Below are 18,298 nucleotides of genomic sequence, written 5' to 3'. Positions count from 1 at the left end.
GCGGTAGTCACGTCGAGACCTTGCGCCATTCGAGCAGCAGCAGAAATGCGAGATAGAGACCGCCGATCCCGGCGGTAAGAACGCCTACCGGCAAGCCATTGGCGCCAGCCGAACGCGACAGCAGATCCGCGCCTGCCAGCAGCACGGCGCCGGTCAAGGCGGCCAACAGGGGCTGCGGACCGCTGGCCGGGACGCAGCGCCGCGCGATCTGCGGAGCCGCGAGCGCAATGAAGGCGATGGGACCGGCCACGCTGACGGCCGCGGCGGCGGCCAGCACGGCCAGCAGCGTCGCCGCGAGCCGGCTCGGTCCAGGGGCGACGCCCAAGGCGAGCGCCACGTCGTCGCCCATTTCCAGCAGCCGCAGGCGCGCGCCCAGGCCAAGCGCCAAGGGCAGCAGCACCGCGCAGGCCGAGCCGATCAAGGCAACATCGTTCCAGGTCTTGCCGGCCAGATTGCCGTTGAGCCAGGTGGCGGCCAGATGCGCCTGTTCGCGGCGCAGATTGGAGAGTCCGTACTGCACGAAGGCGAAGGCGACGGCGGCCACTGCGATGCCCGCGACCACCATGCGATGGGGCGCGGAAAACCCGGCGCCGGATCCGAACCAGACTCCCGCCGTCGCCAGCAGCGCGCCGCCCGCGGCGCCCCAGGCCAGCGGCATCGCGCCCGGCCAGACCATCGTCACCGCCACGGCGCCCGCCGAGGCGCCCGCCGTGAGGCCGATGATGTCGGGACTGCCCAGCGGGTTGCGGGTAATGCTCTGGAACAGCGCGCCCGACAGGGCCAGCGCGGCGCCGGCGCCCAGCGCGGCCAGCGCGCGCGGCAGCCTGACGGTATAGACCAGCCAGTGCTCGATCGCCGTGCCGCCGCCCGCCAGGATGCGTCCGATCCGGGACCAGGCGGGTCCTTGCTCTCCCGCCAACAGGGCGCCGGCAATCGATGCAATCGCCAGCGCCGCCAGCAGCGAGGCGTAGGCCAGCGCGCGTGGCGAGTAGGGGAGCGACAGCCAGGCACCGACGCGCAGCGTGCGCCGCTGGCCGCTCACGGGCGGCTCCCTGGCCGGCGGCGCAAGGCCGCCAGCAGGAACGGCGCGCCGAGGAACGCGGCCACCACGCCGGTCAGCAGCTCCGCCGGCGCGCGCAACAGGCGCGCCAGGATGTCGGCCGCCAGCATCAGGATGGGGCCCAGCAGCAGGCAGTAGACGAGTTGCCAGCGCAGGTCGGGCCCGCCGATGCGGCGGGCAATATGCGGAACGGCCAGGCCGACGAAGGCGATGGGGCCCGCGGCCGCAGTGGCGGCGGCGGCCAGCATGGCCACGCCGAGCAGGCCCAGCGCGCGGTACAACCCGGCGCGCACCCCCAGCGCCCGGGCAAGCGCCTGCCCCAGCGCCAGGACGTTCAAGGGCCGGGCCAGTGCCAGCGCCAGCAGCAGGCCGGCGCCTATGTAGGGGGCGGCCCGGGCCACTTCGGCCATGGAGCGTCCCGCCAGCGAGCCGACGGCCCAGAACCGATAGGCGTCGAAAATGTCCTCGCGCAGCAAGGCCACGGCCTGCACGTAGGCGAACAGTACCGCGTTGACCGCCGCGCCGGCCAGGATCAGGCGCACCGGCTGCAGGCCCCGGCCGCCCGCGCCGATCAGGTATACGGCCAACGCCGCGGCCAGTGCGCCGGGCAGGGCCGCCCAGAACGGATGGGCCGGCAGGCCGCCGAGCGCGAGAGCGGTGGTCACAATGGAGGCGGCGGCGCCGGCGTTGACGCCCAACAGCCCGGGCTCCGCCAGCGGATTGCGGGTCAGGGCCTGGATCAGCGCGCCAGCCACGGCCAGCGCCGCGCCGGTCAACACGGCCAGCAAGGTGCGCGGCATGCGCGAGGCGACCACCAGGGCGGCGTAGCCATCATCGGGCTGGAACAGAGCTTGCCAGACCGTGCCGGGCGACAGGTTGCGTGAACCGAGCCAGAGACTGCCCAGGATGGCGGCGGCGAGCAACAGACAGGCCGCGCCCAAGCCGGCTGCATGGGCCGGCTTATTCATTCTGGGCTCCGGGTCCAGCTTCGGCCCGCTCGGCTGCCGCGGCCAATGCCGGCGCCAGCTTGCCCAGCATCCACGCCACGGCCAGCGGCGTGCCCGAGGAAGAAGCCATGAGCAGCGCCGGGTCGCTCAGCGCCACGTAGGCGCCGCGCTTCACGGCGGGGATGGAGGCGTACAGCGGCAGCGCCGCGGTCCGGTCGCGCTCCTGGGGGGTGTAGAACCAGGATACGAGCACGTCGACGTCACCCAGCGCGTCGGCATGTTCGAAACCCAGGTAATGGGCGAAATGGCCGGCGCTGGCGTGCAGGCCCCGCATGGACGGCGCCAGTTTCAGGCCCATGGCGGCGATCGTGTCCACGCGCGGATCCCCCGCCACATAGGCCGCGAAATTGCCCGAACCCAGGTCGGCGCGCACATACGCGAAGGTCTTGCCGGCCAGCACGGGGTGGTCGCGCGAGGCCTGCGCCAGCGCACCGCGGATCTGCGCCTTGAGCGCCGCGGCCTGGGCGCGCCGGCCCAGCGCCGCCGCGATCAGGTCGATCTGCGCATCCACCGGGGTCAGGAATGGCTGTTCCGGATAGGCCACCACCGGCACCAGCCGCGACAACTGCGCATAGGCTTCGGCGCTGACGCCGGAAAAAGGCGCCAGCACCACGTCCGGCCGCAGGGCGACGATGGCTTCGACGTCCAGTTCCGGAAACATGGCGATGGCCTGCGGCAGTGGCGCGCCGCGGGCCTCGATCGCGGCGCGCACCCAGGGCCAGTAATGGTCGGCGTCGCCGCCCCAGTCGGCGCGGCCCACGCCCACCGGCACCACGCCCAGCGACAGCGCCAGATCGTCGGCGCCCAGGCCCAGCGTGACCACGCGTTGGGGCGGCGCCGCGATGACGGCGCGGCCCAGCGCGCTCTCTATCGTGACCGGAAAACCATCGGCCTGGGCAGCCGGTGGCGCTGGAGCGGCCGGCGCATCGGCGGCGCGGTCGCAGGCCGCCAGGGCGAGCACGGCCAGGCAGGCCGCGCCGGCCCGCAGGATCGCATGGTTCAAGCGTGTAAGGCTTAGACGCATCGTGCCGGCAATTCCCCCGATCAATATTGGGCCCTGAGCGTCAGCATCACGTTGCGCGGCGCGCCCCACCAACCCTGGCTGAAAAAGCCGATCTGGTCGTAATACTTCTTGTCGAACAGATTGTTGACGTTGAGATTGGCGGAAACGTGCTTGCTGAACTCGTAGCGCGCCATCAGGTTCACCAGCATGTAGCTGCCTTGCTCCACGTCCACGTTGCCGCGCGGGCTGGGGGCGGCCTGGTACATGCGGCTTTGCCAGTCCACGCCGCCGCCCACCGTCAGCCGGTTCAGGTCGCCGGGCAGGCGGTAGGTGGTGTAGAGCTTGAACAGGCTGCGCGGATGGCTGGTGTTGATGGGCTTGCCGTCGGCGTCCTTGGCGGTGAAATGCGTGTAGCTGGCCGCGATGTTCCAGTTGGGCATGATCTGCCCGGTGGTTTCCAGCTCGAAGCCTTCGACCTTGGCGCCGGATGCCGCGCGATAGGCCTGCGTGCCGGGCATGCCTATGACGGACTCGCCGGGAATGGCCTGGGCCAGGTTGTTCTGGCGGGTCTGGTACAGCGAGACGGCCGCGTCCAGCAGGCCGTCCAGGTAAGACGCCTTCAAGCCGATCTCGTAGCTCTTGCCGTCGATGGGCGGCAGGATGGAGCCGCTGGGCGAGCGCGCGTTCTGCGGCTGGAAGATCTCGGTATAGCTGGCGTAGGCCGTGTAGGTCTTGTTGATGTCGTAGATCAGGCCCGCGTAGGGCGTGAACTGGTCGTTGATCTTGTATTGCCGCTTGCTGCCGAAGTAGGTCTGGTTGGTCTCCCAATTGCTCCAGCGTCCGCCCACGATCAGGTGCAGCGGATCAGCCAACGAAAACCGGCCCACGGCGTAGGTCCCGGTCTGCTTGACCCGCATGTCGTCCGCGGGCGTCTTGCGGCTGGACCAGGTCGGTTCGGCGATATGGTCCTGGCGCCAGTCGAAGAAGCTGCCGATGGCGGGCTTGGCGCCGACCATGAGGTACTGGCCGATGTCGCTGTGGTCGTTGACGCTCATCCAGCCCAGGGCCAGTTCGTGCTTGCGGCCGAACAGCTGGAACGGGCCCGACAGCGTCAGGTTGATGTCGTCGCGCGAGCGGTCGCCATCGTAGTTGTTGAAGCTGCTGCTCATGCCCGTGCCGCTGGTCCGGTCCGGATAGCCGCCACGGTAAAGCTGCTTCATGCGGTATTCGCCCTCGTTGTGGCTATAGGCCGCGCGCGCCTTCCAATCGTTCGCGAAGCGGTGGCTCAGGTCCACGAAGGTGGTGGTCGATTCGGTGTCGATGCGCGCCCAGCGCGTGTTGTTGGCCACGGACCGGTTGAAGTCGGTGCGCGAGCCGTCCGAATAGAACAGCGGGAAACCGCTGCCGAAACCGTTGCCCTGGTTGCGCTGATACTCCAAGCCGACGGTGAGCAGCGTGTCGGGAGTGAGGTCGGCGCTGATCACGCCGTATAGCGTACGCTTGCGCGAATCCAGGAACGTGACGTAGCTGTCGCCCTGGCTGTAGGCGGCGACGAAGCGCGAGCGGATGCGTCCGTTCTCCGTCAGCGGCACGGACAGGTCGGCGTCGCCGCGCACGTAATCCCAACTGCCGGCGCTGGCGCTGCCGGACAGCGCGAACTCGCGCAGCGGCTTCTTGCGGATGAAGTTCACCGCGGCGGAGGGATTGCCCGAGCCGGTCATCAGGCCGGTGGCGCCGCGCACGATCTCCACCCGGTCGTAGATGGCGGCGTCCATGTCGGTGGAGCCGTAGTTCCATTGGCTCAGGATCGGGGCGTTCAGACCGTCGAACTGGAAGTTGTCGATGGCGAAGCCGCGCGCCGAGAACGACAGGCGGTTGCTGTCGCTGCGCGTGACGGAGATGCCTGGCGCGCTGGCCAGGATGGAACCGGTGTCCTGCAAGCCCTGGTCCTCGATCTGCTGGCGGGTCACCACGCTGACCGATTGCGGGGTCTCCCGCGGCGACAGCGTCAGGCCGGTTGCGGTGCTCATGGCCTCGGTGTTGTAGGCATGGGTGCCTTCGGTGGTGCCGGGCACGCCGGCGCCCCGGACCGTGACGGCCGGGAGTTCGGCGGGCTGTTCGGCGCCGGCTGATGAGCTGGATTGCGCGTTGGCGGCGTGGTAGGGCAAGGCTGAGCACAGCAAGGCCGCGCGAACGGCCAGGGTAAGCAGATTCGCCCGGCGCCTAAGCGCGCGCGGCGGGGACAGTGCGGGGGACATGAACACAAGCTCCGGCTGAAAAATTTGGTAATGAGAATTATTGTTTTTGCAGGAGACTTGAACGTATGCCGGAAGATGCGATGCGTATGCCGAACGCCGCCGCATCAACCCGAGCGGGCGTTCGCCAAAGGCGCGGACTGCCGTTGCAGCCAGGCCCAGCCTGCCGCGCTCGCGGCGACGCAGGCCAGCATTGCAAGCGCCAGGCCCAGGGGCCGGCCGTACACCAGGGGCACGCCCCAGCCGCTGGCTACCGAAAAGGCCAGCATCTGGGCGAAGCCGAGGACCGAGGCGGCGGTGCCGGACAGGCCGGGCGCACGGGCCAGGATGTGCAGGGTCATGGCCGGGACGCACATGGCCAGGCCGCAGGTGTAGATGGCGGGCAGGATGACCGCCCAGGGCAGGGCGGGCTGTCCGGCGCTCGCGGCATACATGACGCTTGCCAGGCAGCTGCCGCCCATCAACAGGTAGGCCAGCCTGGTGATGCGGTGGTCCGTCCAGCGCCCGGCCTTGCGCGCCGCGAACAGCGCGCCCGCCATGGCGCCGATCACGAGCGGCACGAACAGATACGCGAAATCCGTTACGGGCAGGCCCAGGACGTTGGCGATGAAGTCCGGCGCGGCGCCGATGAGGAAGCCCTGGGCCGCGAAGATCAGGCTGAAGGCGGCGGCGAGCGCGACGAATCGCCGGTCTGCAAGGAGCGCGCCGTAGCCGCCAGCCAATGCGCGGCACGACAGCGGCCTGCGCCGGCTGGCGGGCAGGGTCTCGGGGAGCCGCCAGGCGCATAGCGCCCAGGCCGCCGCGGCCAGGGCGGCAAGCATCACGAAGACGGCGCGCCAGCCCAGCTGCGCCGCCAACTGGCCGCCGATGATGGGCGCCAATGCCGGCGACAGATTGAATACCAGGATGAGGTAGGACATGACGCGCTGCGCCGCCGGCCCTTCGTAGCAGTCGCGCACGATGGCCTGGCCCACCACGATGCCGGCGCCGGCGGACAGGCCCTGCAGCGCCCGCGCCGCCAACAGCCAGCCGAAGCTCGGCGCGGCGGCGGCCAGCGCGCTGCCGCCGATGTAGCAAACCAGCGTCGCCAGGATGACGCGGCGCCGGCCCAGCGAATCCGACAGCGTTCCATGCAGCAGCAGCATCGCCGCGTAGCAGAACATGTAGACCCCCAGGGTCAGCTGCACGGTTTCTTGCGGCACGCCGAACTCCCGCTCCAGCGCGGCGAAGGCGGGCAGATAGGCATCGATGGTGGCGGGCGCCACGCAGGCCAGCAGGCCCAGCATCAGCACCATCATGGGAAAGGAAGTCGGTTTGTCGGGGCGGGGCACGGCAGCGTCCGGGGCAGGGGCTTCCCGGGGCGGGAAACGTCGCCTCATGGTCGCCCGCCAGCCGCGGCAGGATGAATGGGCAACGCCGCAAGAACGATGGATGCCGCCGAAAGCCGCGGGTCGGGGCGCTCACGGCCGCCCCGCTCAGTTCAGTTCGCTGGGCGCGACGCCATAGCGCTCGCGGAACGCCGTGGCGAAATTGGTGGCATGCCGATAGCCCACGCAGTGGGCGGCCTGCTGCACGCTGCAGCCGCGAGCCAGTTGCTCGCGGGCGACCTCCAGCCGACGTTCCCGCAGCCAGCTGAACACGGAGCATTGATAGGCGGCGCGGAACTTGGCGCGCAGGGTGCTGGGGCTCATGCAGGCCAATTTCGCCAGGTCATCCAGGGTGTGCTCTTCGCCTGGCGCGCTGTGCAGCCGTTCCCGCACGCGTTCCAGCAACTGGCGGTCGCGCTGCGACAGCGTGCCAGGTTCGGGCTCCTGCTGGTCCAGCGCAGCCAAAGCATGCGCCAGAAGCTGCGCGCCGACGCCTTCGCGCAGCATGGCGCGCAGCGGATCGTCCCAACGGCATTCCAGCAGGTGTTCGATGGACTGCATCAGATGCGCCTGCACCTGCCAACGCCGCAGCCGGAAGGCGGGCGTGCGCAGGGCTTTGCGGATCCGATCGCTGATCGGGTCGTCGTCCGCGGCGTCCGGCTCGGACAGCGACAGATTGACGCTGCGCAGCCGCTGGCCGGCATGGTGGATGCCGGTCATGGCGACCGTATCGCCGTAGGCGGCGCTGATGCCGCTTTGGGCCACCAGCGGCAGGTCGTCGTGGTGGCCGACGCGCGCCTGAGCCTGGCCCTGGAGCATGACGATGGCCGAAAAGCGGGGCGTCATGACCGAAGTCGATTCGTAGTGGTGATGCACCAGCACGTCGGACATGACCAGCGTCAGGCCGGGGCGAATGGCGTGTTCCTCGACGCGGCCTTCGGCGATGCAAACGGTGTCCGGATCGGCGCTCGCGGCCTGGAATCCGGGCAACTGATAGTGGAAACCGTTATGGCCGCCCAGGCGGTTGAAATCGGCGACGGTGAATCGGACGGCGGGGAAGGAGGGATTCAATGGCGTCACTCGCGCTGCGGGTTGAGTCCCCCGGATGTCGGCCAGGGGAAGCGGCGGGGTCTAAATGAGAATAGCATATATTCGCATTGATTCAAGGGCTGTCAGTGGCGCTCAGGGCGCGGCGCAATCGCCCAATTGCTCGCCCATGGTGCCGCGGTACCACTCGTGGAAGTGCAGCATGCCGTCCTCCATGGGAGACTGGTACGGACCGCTCTCGCTGACGCCGCGCCGCAGCAGCGCGCGTCTGCCGGCATCCATGCGTTCGCCGATTTCGTCGTCCTCGACCGCGGTTTCCATGTAGGCGGCGCGTTGCGCTTCGACGAATTCGCGTTCGAACAGGGCGATTTCCTCGGGATAGTAGAACTCGGCGATGTTGACCGTCTCCTGCGGGCCCTTGGGATAGAGCGTGGATAGCACCAGCACGTGCGGGTAAAGCTCGATCATGTGGGTGGGAAAGTAGGTCACCCAGATCGCGCCGAAATCGGGAGGCGAGCCATCCCGGTAGCGCATCAGAGTGCCGTGCCAGTCGCGGTACACGTCGGAACCGGGCTTCTCCAGGGCATCGTGCACGCCCACGCGCTGCAGGCTGCGGCGCTTGCCGAATTCCCAGCTCAGGTCCTCGCAGGTGACGAAGCGCCCGAGGCCCGGGTGGAACGGCCCGACGTGATAGTCCTCCAGATAGACCTCGATGAAGGTCTTCCAGTTGTAGTTGCATTGATGCACCTCGACGTGGTCCAGCACATAGTCCGAGAAGTCGAACTCGGGCCGGGCGAACAGGTCGCCCAGGTCCGCCAGCGGGTCGCCCGGGCCCTCGAACAGCAGGCCGTGGCAGCGCTTGAGGGGAAAGCGCGGCAGGTTCAGGCAAGGCGTGCTGGGGAATTGCGGCGCGCCCAGGATCTGGCCGCGATTGTCATAAGTCCAGCGGTGCAGCGGGCAGACGATGTTGCCGCCCGTGGCCGACAGATTGCCTGCCGGCTTGCCCGGCCCGGTGACGGCGCCTGTCTCGCCGCCCAGGATCAGCGACTGGCGGTGGCGGCATACGTTGGATATCAGTTCCACGCCGCCGGCGCCGCGCACGAGGACGCGCCCGCCGTCCTCGTGCGGCAGCCGGCGCCAGTCGCCGGATTCGGGCACGGCTTTCTCATGCCCGACATACAGCGGCGAGCGCTTGAATATCACTTCCTGTTCGCGGGCGTACAGGTCTTCGTCGAAATACGCCCGCACGTGCAGCGGGCTGAGCGCCTGCTCGACGTGTGCCAGGCGGCCTATGTCCGTCATGTCCGACTCCTTGTGCCTTGCGCAAGGCGGCCGCCTGTCAGGCGGGCTCGACGCTCTCGGCGTCGATCCGGGCGATGCGTTCGGCAAGATCCAGTTTGGGGCAGGTGCTGCAGTAGTCGCCGTCGCTTCGGCGGAAGTGGTGACAGCAGACCTGCCGGTCCACGGCGATGGCGGGCAGCGACCGCCGCTGATAGCTCAGATAGCCGCTGCGGCCCGTGATGCCCAGGCGCGCAAGCCAATCGGCCGCCGCTGCGGCGGCCCAGGCGTTGTCCGCGGCGCTCACGCCCGTTCGAGCCGCCAACAGGGCGGACAGGACGCAATCGGCCTGCATGCAGGCGGCCGCCCGGGGATTCAGGCGCAGCGCCGCGCCCAGCTCGCGGTGGAACAAGGCGCCGATCTCGCGCAGCTGCGTGGCGGCCGCGTCCAGCCGTTGTTCCAGGCCGCCGTGCAGGGGTTCATGGCGTTCCATGGTGTAGCCGGCGATGAAGCCGTTGGCGACCGGCTGGCTGAGCCGGGTCAGATCCGGGACGATGCCGCTGCGGTGCGCGGCGATCACGCAGAGGTATACGGGCTGCCAGATCAACAGGCCCCAGCAGCGCAGCGCCAGGTAATGCGGGCCGGCTTCCGGATGGCGCTCGCGCCACCAGTCGCGCAACCGCGCTATGGCATCGGCGTTGCTCGCGCCCGGACGGATGCCGGGCGCGGCCGGGGCGCCCACGCGGCCATCCAGGCCGGGCACCAGGCGGCCCGCCAGCGCCAGCAGATCGTCCAGTTCGCGGGTCACGCAAGGGCCTGCGCGGCGTCGGCGGTCCGGTCCAGCCATAGCGGCCGGTAAGGCGCCACGGGGTTGGGCAACCTGGGCGCCATCTGGAAACTGCCGATGGGATCGGCCAGATTGACCATCTGCAGGTTGTTGGCGAGCTGCAGGCGGTTCAGGCACGAGTGGATCATGTCCGGCGCGTACAGGTCGTAGCGGCGGTACTTTTCCAGCCGTTGCGGGTGCGCCTGCTGGTAGGCTGCGATACGGCCTGCGACCAGCTCCCAGAAATCGTCTTCCTGCATGAGGCCGGTGTCGGCCAGGACCTGGGATAGATGGCGGAAATAGCCCTCGAACACGTCGACGAAGATCGTCAGCAGCTTGTATTCCTCGGGCACGTCCGCCGCCAGGCGGCGCGCGTTCTCGGGCAGGTCGGCCTGCGGGTCGAGGATGGAGGATTCCTCGGCGATGTCCTTCATGAAGGCGCGCACGGGCACATGGTCCCGGATCACCAGGATCACGTTCTCGCCATGCGGCATGAACACCAGGTCGTGGGCGTAGAAGCAATGCACCAGCGGCGTCAGGTAGGCATCCACATAGCGTTCCAGCCATGCGGCGGCGCTCAGCCCGGAGGCGCGGATCAACGCGGGCAGCAGGGCTTGGCCCTGCGGGTCCACGTGCAGCAGCGCTGCCATCGTCATCAACCGTTCGCCGGGGCCGATCAGCGCCTGCGGGTTCTCGCGCCATAGCGCCGAGAACATCTTCTTGTAGGGCGTGTCGACGGAAATCGCCGCTTCATAGTAGTAGTTGCGGAATCCCAGGCTGGCCGCCTCGCGCAGGATGGTGAAGCCGTTGGCCCTCAGCCAGGGGTCGGACGCGATCAGGCCGTGGAGGTATTCGTTGATGGCGGGCGTGCCCGACATGTAATAGGGCGACAGCCCGCGCATGAAACCCATGTTCAGGATCGACAGCGAGGTCTTCACGTAATGCTTGCCCGGCTGGCTGATGTTGAAGAAGGTGCGTATCGATTGCTGCGCCAGGTAGTCGTCTTCGCCGTAACCGAGGCATACGATCTTGTGTTGGGCCACGTAGGGCGCGAACGCCAGCGACAGCTTGTTGAACCACTGCCAGGGGTGCGCCGGCATCAGGTAGTAGTCGGCGGGATCCAGCCCCTGGCCTTGCAGCGTGGCGGCGTGGCGCGCCATGGCATCATCGCCCAGCTCGCCGCGCAACAGGCTGGCGTAGTCCATGGTGGACAGGCATGCGAAATGCGCGTTGTCCTTGTGCACCGCCAGCCACATCACGCGGATCGGGGTGGCGGCCTCGGGCGCATAGGCGTGGTAGTCCTCGGCGTCGAAACCCAGGCGGCCGTTGTTGGCGACGAAGCTGGGGTGGCCCTCGATCATCGAGGTTTCGATGGCCTGGTAGTCGGCCAGCGCGAGTTCGGCGGCGGGCAGGCAAGCGCGGGTGTGCTTGTAGGCGGCGCCGTGCAGCGTGCTGGCGATTTCGTCCAGATAGATGGGGAGCCGGTCTTCCGGAATGCGCAGCCTGTCGCGGATCTCGATCACGAACTGCAGGGCGTCCAGGGGCGCGGGCGCGCCGGCGGTGGTCCTGGCGATCGAGTCCGCGCGGATGCGCCAGTGGCGCATCGCCATCAGTTGCGCGTCGTAGCGGTACTCGACGCGGCCGTCCGCGAGCGCGAGGCGATAGCGGTCGAAACCGGGCGTGTCCGCCGGGCCCAGGCGTTCGGGCTGCAGCAGCCCTTCATGGGTGTACTCGGAGATGGCCTTGCGCACGAGCAGGCGGTTGACCTTGGCCCAGACTTCCGGCTCCAGATGGCTGGCGACCTGCGCGGGATGGGGGGTGGCATGCGGGTTCATGGGGTCGACTCCTGGTATTGGGCCTGTTCGAACTGAGTACGCGTGCAGAACGCCAGGCTGGCGGTCTTGGCGCGGAAGCGGGCCTGGCCTGAGTAGGTAAATCCCATGGCCAGGTTGAGCGTGTGGATCTTGGCGTTGTTCGCGTCGGGCTCGACCACGATGCGCGCGGCATTCAGCCGGTCGAACATGAAGCGCATCACGAAGGCGAATACCTGCCGGCTGAAGCCCGGGACCCGCAAGCGCGGCGGGCCGATGAAAAGATGCATGCCGAGGTCGCCGGGCCGCACCGCGTAGTGTTCGCCGACTTCGTCGCGCGCCGGGTCGTAGCACTCCACCAGAAAGGCCGGCTGTCCGTCATGGCTGCCGAGCCAGGCGCTGGCGTGCCCGCTGCCGCAAAGGGCCTCATAGAAGTCGCGCACCTGATCTTCGTTGTGCTGCTGCATGGACCAGAAGCGTGCGTAATCCATGGAAAACCATTGCCGCAGCAGTGCGGCGTCGGCGTCCGGAACCAGGGGGCGCAAGGCGAGTCCCCGGCCTTCGTCGTAGTGGTCGCGCGACTGGCGCACGACCTCGCCCAGAAAGGTGGCTGTCATCGTGAGCATGCTGGCTCTCCGCAAGATCAGATGGTGGCGGCACGATGGCCGTCCATCATGGGCATCGGCTCCGGCATGCCGAGGCGATGCGCCAGCACGCCGTTCTCCGGCGGGCGGAAGTCCTGCAGCGCGGTGCGGGGCTCGATGGCGTAGTGCTCCACGCCGGTCAGGTCGCGCAGTATCTGCGAGTTGCGGTAGCAGCAGAATCCCAGGTCGGGATTCGTGACGCCATGGCTGAGCAGCCCGGTGTTCTGCACGAAGATCTCCGTGCCGGCGCGGTCCACGGCGTAGTTGTGGGCGATGCGGTAGCCGCCCCCTTCATCCCAGGCGATCCGGTCGCTGATGGGGTTGACGCAGGCGGGGATGCGCGGGGCGTAGCCGGTGGCCAGCACCAGGCCGTCCGTCACGTGCTTGAACGGCTGGCCGGTGTCGACGTGCATGAAGTCCAAGTGGTAGCGGCCGGTGGCGCGCTCATGCCGGCTGGCGCGCAGTTCCGCGCTGGTGAGCAGCGTGTAGCGGCGGTCGCCCGCGCGGATCTTCTCGTCCAGGAGGTCGTATATCTGGTTGATCAGCGAGGCGTTGATGCCCTTGTACAGGCTGCTTTGCTCGCGCAGCATCTCGCGCCGCCGGGCTTCGGGCAGGTCGTGGAAATAGTCGGTGTAGTCGGGAGAGATCAGTTCCAGCGTGAGCTTGGTGTTCTCCATCTGGAAGAAGCGGGGCGAGCGGGTGATCCAGGTCAGGCTGTAGGCGTGCTTGGCGCTGTCGCGCAGCAGGTCGTGGAACACCTCGGCCGCGCTCTGTCCACTGCCGACGATGGTGATGCCTTGCTTGCGCTGCAGCTGGGGCTTGTGGCGCAAGTAGTCGGCGCTGTGGACGTAGGGCGCAGTGCGCGGGTCGCAGCATTCGGGCAACTGGGGTTGGGTGCCGAGTCCCAGTACCAGCTTGCGGCAGCGGACCATGAAGCGCTCGCCACTGACGGCATGCTGGCCGGTCACGAGGTAGGCGCGGCTGTCCGGATCGTGCAGCACGCTCTGCACGTCGTGATTGAAGCGCAGGTTGGGCAGGCGGGCCGCCACCCATTTGCAATAGCGGTTGTACTCGGCCCGGTTCAGGTAGTGGTTTTCGCGCATGTAGTAGGAATAGATGCGCCCGGTCTGCTTGCAGTAGTTCAGGTAGCTGTACTCGCTGCGCGGATCGGCCAGACTCACGAGGTCCGCCAGGAAGGGGTTCTGCAGGGTGGAGTCCTCGATCAGCATGCCGGGGTGCCAATCGAAGCCTGGCTTCTTGTCCAGGAAAACCCCGCGCACGCCGGACAAGGGCGCGGCCAGGCAGGCGAGACTGAGGTTGAACGGGCCTAGACCGATGGCGGCGAAGTCATGGATTTCACGGTTCATATGGGATCTGCCTTTTGCCGGAGCCGGCATTGCGTGAACATGATTCTCTTCCGGGGATGATTATCATTTTCAATATGGTCACTCTAGCAAATGCCGATTTATTGCGGTGTCTTGCCTGTGTGTTGCAGGCGGCACCCATATGCAGCGTGGCGTATCGCATAGGGACGGCCACCGGATCTGGGCTTTTCAAATAAGCACAGCTATTTCCATGATCGGATGGCTGAAGACGGAGATCATGTCTTATGATTGCTGTCTAGGAGCGGATGGGTATGATTTTGAAGATAGTTTTTCTAAATCGAGAATGTTTATGGGCGCCGTGATGCCACTGCTCGCGCTGCGAGCGTTCACCGAAACCGGACGCCTCGGCAGCCTCAAGGCGGCCGCCGAAGTGCTGGGCGTGACCCCAGGGGCGGTCAGCCAGCAGATACGCCTGCTGGAAGACCGGCTGGGGCTGGCTCTGTTCGTGCGCGAGCGTCACGGCGTGCGGCTGACGGAGGCAGGCGCTCGCGCCTATCCGGGGCTGATGCGCGCCTTCGACCAGATCGAAAAATCGCTGGCGCTGCTCGAATCCCATGCCGCGCAGCGCACCCTGACCGTCAGCACGGTGCCGTCGTTCGCTTCGTCCTGGCTGGTGCCGCGCATGGGCCGCTTCTCGGCCTTGCATCCGGACATCGAGGTCCGGGTGGAGGCCTCGTCGCAATTGGTCGATTTCAAGCGGGACCGCATCGACGTGGCGTTGCGGCATGGCCTGGGGCATTACCCCGGCTTGTCGACGTTCCGGCTGATGACGCCGGTGCTGCTGGCCGTGGCCAGCCCGGCCACGCTGGCGCAAGGCCCCGCCATCGAGCGTCCCGAGGACTGCCTGAAGTACCCGCTGCTGCAGGATTCCGACCGCGCGGACTGGGCCTTGTGGCTGCAGGCGCACGGCGTGGACGCAGGGCAGGAAGCGCAGCGCGGCCCGAGCTACGAGGACGATCTGCTGCTGCTGCGGGCCGCCGCCGCGGGGCAGGGCATCGCGCTGGTGCAGGACACGCATGCGCGCGAGGACATCGAGGCGGGCCGGCTGGCCATTGCCTTGGACCAGCCCTGGCCCGCGCGTTTCGCTTATTACGTGGTCAGCCGGCCGGATGCGGTGCAGCGGCCGGAAGTGCAGGCGTTCATCGATTGGGTGAAGGCGGAAGCGGCGGCGATGGAGCAGGCGCCGCAGGCGCTTGCGACACGCTGAGGGACGCGCCGGGCAGCGGCGTGTCCCAGCCGCCGCCCAAGGCCCGGATCAGCCTGACGGTGGTCCGCGCCTGATCGCCATCCAGCCTGGCCGAGGCCAATTGCTGCTGCAGCAGGTTGCGGTCCGCATCGATGACGTCAAGCTGGGTGTGCGTGCCGGTTTCGTATTGCAGGCGCGACAGGTCGGCTGAACGCTGCGCGGCCAGCCGCGCACGGTCTTGCGCGGTTTGCTGGGCCGCCATGATGCGCAGATGCATCAGATTGTCCTCGACCTCCCTGAACGCGTTGAGCAGCGTTTCCCGGTAGCGCGCCGCTTCTTCTTCATGGACCGCGCGGGCGGCATCGAGGTCCGCCTGGCGGCCGCCGCCGTCCAGGATCGGCAGCGATAGCGCGGTGCCCAGGAACGGACCCAGAAGAAAGGTCCGGCTGGACCATTGGAACAGCTGGCTCAGGCTGGATGACTCGAATCCGGCCGCCCCGGTCAGTTCGAGCCGCGGAAAGAAGGCGGCGCGGGCCGCGCCGATGCGGGCGTTGGCCGCGGCCATGGCGCGTTCGGCGGCGGCAATGTCCGGACGGCGCTCCAGCAGCGCCGAAGGCAGGCCGGGGGGAATGGCCAGCGCCATGCGCCGTAGCGGGTCAGGCGGCAGCGAAAAATCGGCCGGGGCCTTGCCCAGCAGGATTGCCAGGGCGTGTTCGGCGCTGGCGCGCAGGCGTTGCGCGCCCAAGGCGTCGGTGCGCGCCGCTTCCAGTTCTGCGCGGGCGCGCTCGACCTCAAGCTCGGCGCCATCGCCAGCCTCCAGGCGCATCAGGCTCAGTGCAAGGCCGCGTTCCCGCAGGTCCAGCGTTTGCCGATAGATGTGGTGCTGGGTGTCCAGTTCCCGGATCAGGAAGTAGGTGTCGGCGACGTCGGCCTGCAAGGCCAGCAGCGTCAGCCGATACAACGCGCCGCTGCGAGCCTGTTCCGCCGATGCCGCGCCGATCGTCGATGAGACGCGGCCGAACAGATCGGCCTCATACGCAACCGCAGCGTCTGCGCGCCACAGCGTCCTGGTCGAGGCCGGCCCGTCGTCGCGTTCGCTGTACGAGGCTGGCGATTCCCGCAGGCGGGTCGGCCCGAAGCCCGCGTCGAGCCGGGGAAACAGCGCGGACTGCGCCTGCCTGTGCTGGGCGCGCGACAGCTGCAATCGTGCGTAAGCGGCTTGCAGCGTTGGATTGGCGTCTTGCGCGGCGGTCTGCAAGGCGTTGAGCGCGGGATCCTGGAACAAGGTCCACCAGGCGCCGCGCAGCGCGTCGTCGGCCGGCTGGGCGGTGGTCCAGGCGCCCGCCGATTCCGCGGGCGCATGCTTGTAGGCGGAGGGGATAGTGCCGGTGTCGGGGGCATGCGCCGGGCGCAGCGAGCACCCGGCCAGCGCCAGCGCCGACAGCGTCAGTCCGAAGCGCATGGCGCAATGAGTCAAGGCATAGGTCATGTTATGGATTTCCCGGCAAGGCGGCGGTCTGGTCGGCGCCGCGATCCGACCCGGCGGGCGCGCCGCCGGCAACAAGATTGCGGCCGAACCGCGCATAGACGGCAGGCAGCACGAATAGCGTGAACAACGTGCCCACGAGCAAGCCCGCGACGAGCACCGTGGCGATCGCGCGCTGGCTGCCCGCGCCGGCGCCGCTGGCGAACAGCAGCGGCATCAGGCCACCGACCATGGCGGCCGTCGTCATCAGGATGGGGCGGATGCGGGTGGCGGCGGCCGCTCGCACCGCGCGGACGCGGTCCAGTCCCCTGAGCCGCTGCTCAACGTTGGCGAATTCCACGATCAGGATGCCGTGCTTCGTGATCAGGCCGATTAGCGTGACCAGTCCGATCTGGGTATAGATGTTGAGCGTGGCATGGCCGAAGAACATGGCGGCCAGCGCGCCGCAAGCGGCAAGCGGAACGGTGGTCAGGATCAGCAGCGGATCGCGGGCGCTCTCGAACTGAGCGGCCAGCACCAGGAAAATGAAGGCCAGGGCAAAGGCGAACGTCAAGGCAAAACCGCCTTGTTCCTGCAGGTACTGCCGCGATTCGCCCAGGAAGCCGGTCTGGAATCCCGCCGGCAGGCTGGCGGACTCGGCCTGCAGGAAGGCCACGGCCTGGCCCAGCGGAACGCCTGGCGCGGGGATCGCGACCAGCGTGGCGCTGTTGAGCTGATTGAACTGCGTGAGCGCATTGGCCTCGACGCTTTTCTGCAGCGAAACCACGGTGGACAGCGGCACCTGGCCGCCGCTGGCGGTCCTGACGTGGAACAGGTCCAGCGACTCGGCGTTCAGGCGCAGATTGCGCGGCGCCTGGGGGATCACGTCATAGGAGCGCCCCTGGGCGCCGAAGCGATTGACGTAGGATTCGCCGACCAGGCGCGCCAGGGTGTCGCCAATCTCTTTCATGCTCAGGCCCAGGTCGTGGGCCTTGGAACGGTCGATCCGCACCAGCGTGGTCGGGTTGCTGAAGGTCAGGTCGGAATCCACGAAGGCGAACTGGCCGCTGGCGCGCGCCGCCGCCTTCAGTTTTTCCATCTCGTCATGGACCGCCCGGTGACCTTCCGGCGTGGACAACACGAACTGCACCGGAAAGCCGCCGACGGAGCCGGGCAGGGGCGCAGGCAGGAAGGCGGATCCCGCAATGCCCTCGATGCCGGGCAATGCGGTCTGCAGGTCGGCCATGATGGCTTCGGCGCTGCGGCTGCGCGTTTCCCACGGGTTAAGCATGACGCCCGCCCAGCCCTTGTTGAGCGCGCCGCCGGCGCCGGACACCATGTAGACGGTGGCGGCTTCCGGCAGGGCAAGCAGCGCGGCCTCGACCCGCTTGGCCTCGCCTTCCAGGAACTCCAGGCTGCTGGCCTGGGGGCCTTTCATGTCTACGATGATTTCTCCCTGGTCTTCGGCGGGGGCGAGTTCCGACTGCACGCCGTTGAACAGAATAGGCAGGCTCACCAGCACGCCAGCGCCGGCCAGCAGCACCGGCCGCGTGTCGCGCAGCACCCGCTCCAGCACGCGCTCATAGGCGCCCACCAGTTTGGCGGTCGCATGTTCCACCGCGACGGCATAGCGGCTGGGCGCCTGCCGGCGCATCAGCCGGGAGGCCACCATGGGAGATACGGTCAGCGCCACCACGGCGGATACCATGACCGCCGCGGCCAGCGTGAAGGCGAATTCACTGAATAGCGCGCCCGTCAGGCCGCCGATCAGGCCCAGCGGGGCGTAGACCGCAACCAGCACGGCGGCCATCGTCAGCACGGGGCCGACGATTTCGCGCGCGCCGTTCATGGCGGCATCCAGCGGAGATTCGCCTTCCTCCATGCGCCGATGGACGTTTTCCACCACGACGATCGCGTCGTCCACCACCAGGCCGATGGCCAGCACCATGGCCAGCAAGGTCAGC

The 18,298-nt window shown here is 68.3% G+C and carries 14 protein-coding genes; 1 reads left to right on the top strand and 13 read right to left on the bottom strand.

The features are described 5' to 3' along the window. Nucleotides 1-7: 7 nt before the first annotated feature. From BRO63_RS13600 to BRO63_RS13550, 11 genes are all read right to left on the bottom strand, one after another. Nucleotides 8-1,042 (bottom strand): iron chelate uptake ABC transporter family permease subunit, encoded by a 1,035-nt coding sequence (locus BRO63_RS13600; RefSeq protein WP_088140312.1) that lies wholly within the window; start codon nucleotides 1,040-1,042, stop codon nucleotides 8-10. Continuing rightward, nucleotides 1,039-2,028, bottom strand: coding sequence for a FecCD family ABC transporter permease (locus BRO63_RS13595; RefSeq protein WP_088140311.1), 990 nt, complete (start codon nucleotides 2,026-2,028; stop codon nucleotides 1,039-1,041). The genes BRO63_RS13600 and BRO63_RS13595 overlap by 4 nt, the downstream gene beginning before the upstream one ends. After that, entirely contained in the window at nucleotides 2,021-3,070 is a 1,050-nt protein-coding gene (locus tag BRO63_RS13590) for an ABC transporter substrate-binding protein (RefSeq protein WP_256943300.1), read from the bottom strand. The genes BRO63_RS13595 and BRO63_RS13590 overlap by 8 nt, the downstream gene beginning before the upstream one ends. A 41-nt stretch (nucleotides 3,071-3,111) precedes the next feature. After that, nucleotides 3,112-5,328 (bottom strand): TonB-dependent alcaligin siderophore receptor FauA, encoded by a 2,217-nt coding sequence (fauA, locus tag BRO63_RS13585; protein ID WP_088140309.1) that lies wholly within the window; start codon nucleotides 5,326-5,328, stop codon nucleotides 3,112-3,114. 104 nt (nucleotides 5,329-5,432) lie between these two features. After that, nucleotides 5,433-6,623 carry a multidrug effflux MFS transporter gene (locus tag BRO63_RS13580; protein ID WP_088140308.1) on the bottom strand — a complete coding sequence of 397 codons (1,191 nt, stop codon included), beginning with the start codon at nucleotides 6,621-6,623 and terminating at the stop codon, nucleotides 5,433-5,435. Between the two features lie 177 nt (nucleotides 6,624-6,800). Beyond that, nucleotides 6,801-7,772 (bottom strand): helix-turn-helix transcriptional regulator, encoded by a 972-nt coding sequence (locus BRO63_RS13575; protein WP_179215094.1) that lies wholly within the window; start codon nucleotides 7,770-7,772, stop codon nucleotides 6,801-6,803. Nucleotides 7,773-7,874: 102 nt separating this feature from the next. Then, a complete protein-coding gene (locus BRO63_RS13570; RefSeq protein ID WP_088140306.1) occupies nucleotides 7,875-9,041 on the bottom strand; it encodes an aromatic ring-hydroxylating oxygenase subunit alpha in 1,167 nt (388 codons plus the stop codon). A 37-nt stretch (nucleotides 9,042-9,078) separates the two neighbouring features. Continuing rightward, nucleotides 9,079-9,864, bottom strand: a complete 786-nt coding sequence (locus tag BRO63_RS13565) for a siderophore ferric iron reductase (RefSeq protein WP_256943299.1) — start codon at nucleotides 9,862-9,864, stop codon at nucleotides 9,079-9,081. Further along, nucleotides 9,822-11,678 carry an IucA/IucC family protein gene (locus BRO63_RS13560; protein WP_088140304.1) on the bottom strand — a complete coding sequence of 619 codons (1,857 nt, stop codon included), beginning with the start codon at nucleotides 11,676-11,678 and terminating at the stop codon, nucleotides 9,822-9,824. The genes BRO63_RS13565 and BRO63_RS13560 overlap by 43 nt, the downstream gene beginning before the upstream one ends. After that, complete coding sequence (locus BRO63_RS13555; RefSeq protein WP_088140303.1) at nucleotides 11,675-12,280, bottom strand: GNAT family N-acetyltransferase; 606 nt, start codon at nucleotides 12,278-12,280, stop codon at nucleotides 11,675-11,677. Before BRO63_RS13555 ends, BRO63_RS13560 begins: the two co-directional genes overlap by 4 nt. Nucleotides 12,281-12,297: 17 nt before the next feature. Continuing rightward, on the bottom strand, nucleotides 12,298-13,665 hold the full coding sequence (locus BRO63_RS13550) for a lysine N(6)-hydroxylase/L-ornithine N(5)-oxygenase family protein (RefSeq protein WP_088140302.1): 1,368 nt from the start codon (nucleotides 13,663-13,665) through the stop codon (nucleotides 12,298-12,300). Nucleotides 13,666-13,972: 307 nt separating this feature from the next. Here BRO63_RS13550 and gcvA point away from each other — a divergent pair, with 307 nt between their 5' ends. After that, nucleotides 13,973-14,890, top strand: coding sequence for a transcriptional regulator GcvA (gcvA, locus tag BRO63_RS13545; RefSeq protein WP_088140301.1), 918 nt, complete (start codon nucleotides 13,973-13,975; stop codon nucleotides 14,888-14,890). On the opposite strand, the gene BRO63_RS13540 is transcribed toward gcvA, so the two are convergent. Both BRO63_RS13540 and BRO63_RS13535 read right to left on the bottom strand, forming a co-directional pair. Next, nucleotides 14,823-16,358, bottom strand: coding sequence for an efflux transporter outer membrane subunit (locus BRO63_RS13540; RefSeq protein WP_088140300.1), 1,536 nt, complete (start codon nucleotides 16,356-16,358; stop codon nucleotides 14,823-14,825). The genes gcvA and BRO63_RS13540 overlap by 68 nt on opposite strands. Before the next feature lies 1 nt (nucleotide 16,359). After that, nucleotides 16,360-18,298 (bottom strand): efflux RND transporter permease subunit (locus tag BRO63_RS13535; protein ID WP_179215093.1); only part of this gene is annotated, 1,939 nt, incomplete at its 5' end.

The sequence above is a fragment of the Achromobacter xylosoxidans genome (genome assembly GCF_002192695.1).
GTDB classification, from domain to species: domain Bacteria; phylum Pseudomonadota; class Gammaproteobacteria; order Burkholderiales; family Burkholderiaceae_B; genus Achromobacter; species Achromobacter xylosoxidans_C.
This window is presented reverse-complemented; position numbering and strand designations above follow the sequence as displayed.

Bases quoted from the DNA above. Each gene is read 5' to 3' on its own strand.
- BRO63_RS13565 (WP_256943299.1), bottom strand. From the start codon at position 9,864: ATGGCTGGACCGGACCGCCGACGCCGCGCAGGCCCTTGCGTGACCCGC.
- BRO63_RS13550 (WP_088140302.1), bottom strand. From the start codon at position 13,665: ATGAACCGTGAAATCCATGACTTCGCCGCCATCGGTCTAGGCCCGTTC.
- BRO63_RS13540 (WP_088140300.1), bottom strand. From the start codon at position 16,358: ATGACCTATGCCTTGACTCATTGCGCCATGCGCTTCGGACTGACGCTG.
- BRO63_RS13560 (WP_088140304.1), bottom strand. From the start codon at position 11,678: ATGAACCCGCATGCCACCCCCCATCCCGCGCAGGTCGCCAGCCATCTG.
- fauA (WP_088140309.1), bottom strand. From the start codon at position 5,328: ATGTCCCCCGCACTGTCCCCGCCGCGCGCGCTTAGGCGCCGGGCGAAT.
- BRO63_RS13570 (WP_088140306.1), bottom strand. From the start codon at position 9,041: ATGACGGACATAGGCCGCCTGGCACACGTCGAGCAGGCGCTCAGCCCG.
- BRO63_RS13595 (WP_088140311.1), bottom strand. From the start codon at position 2,028: ATGAATAAGCCGGCCCATGCAGCCGGCTTGGGCGCGGCCTGTCTGTTG.
- gcvA (WP_088140301.1), top strand. From the start codon at position 13,973: ATGGGCGCCGTGATGCCACTGCTCGCGCTGCGAGCGTTCACCGAAACC.
- BRO63_RS13580 (WP_088140308.1), bottom strand. From the start codon at position 6,623: ATGATGGTGCTGATGCTGGGCCTGCTGGCCTGCGTGGCGCCCGCCACC.
- BRO63_RS13555 (WP_088140303.1), bottom strand. From the start codon at position 12,280: ATGCTCACGATGACAGCCACCTTTCTGGGCGAGGTCGTGCGCCAGTCG.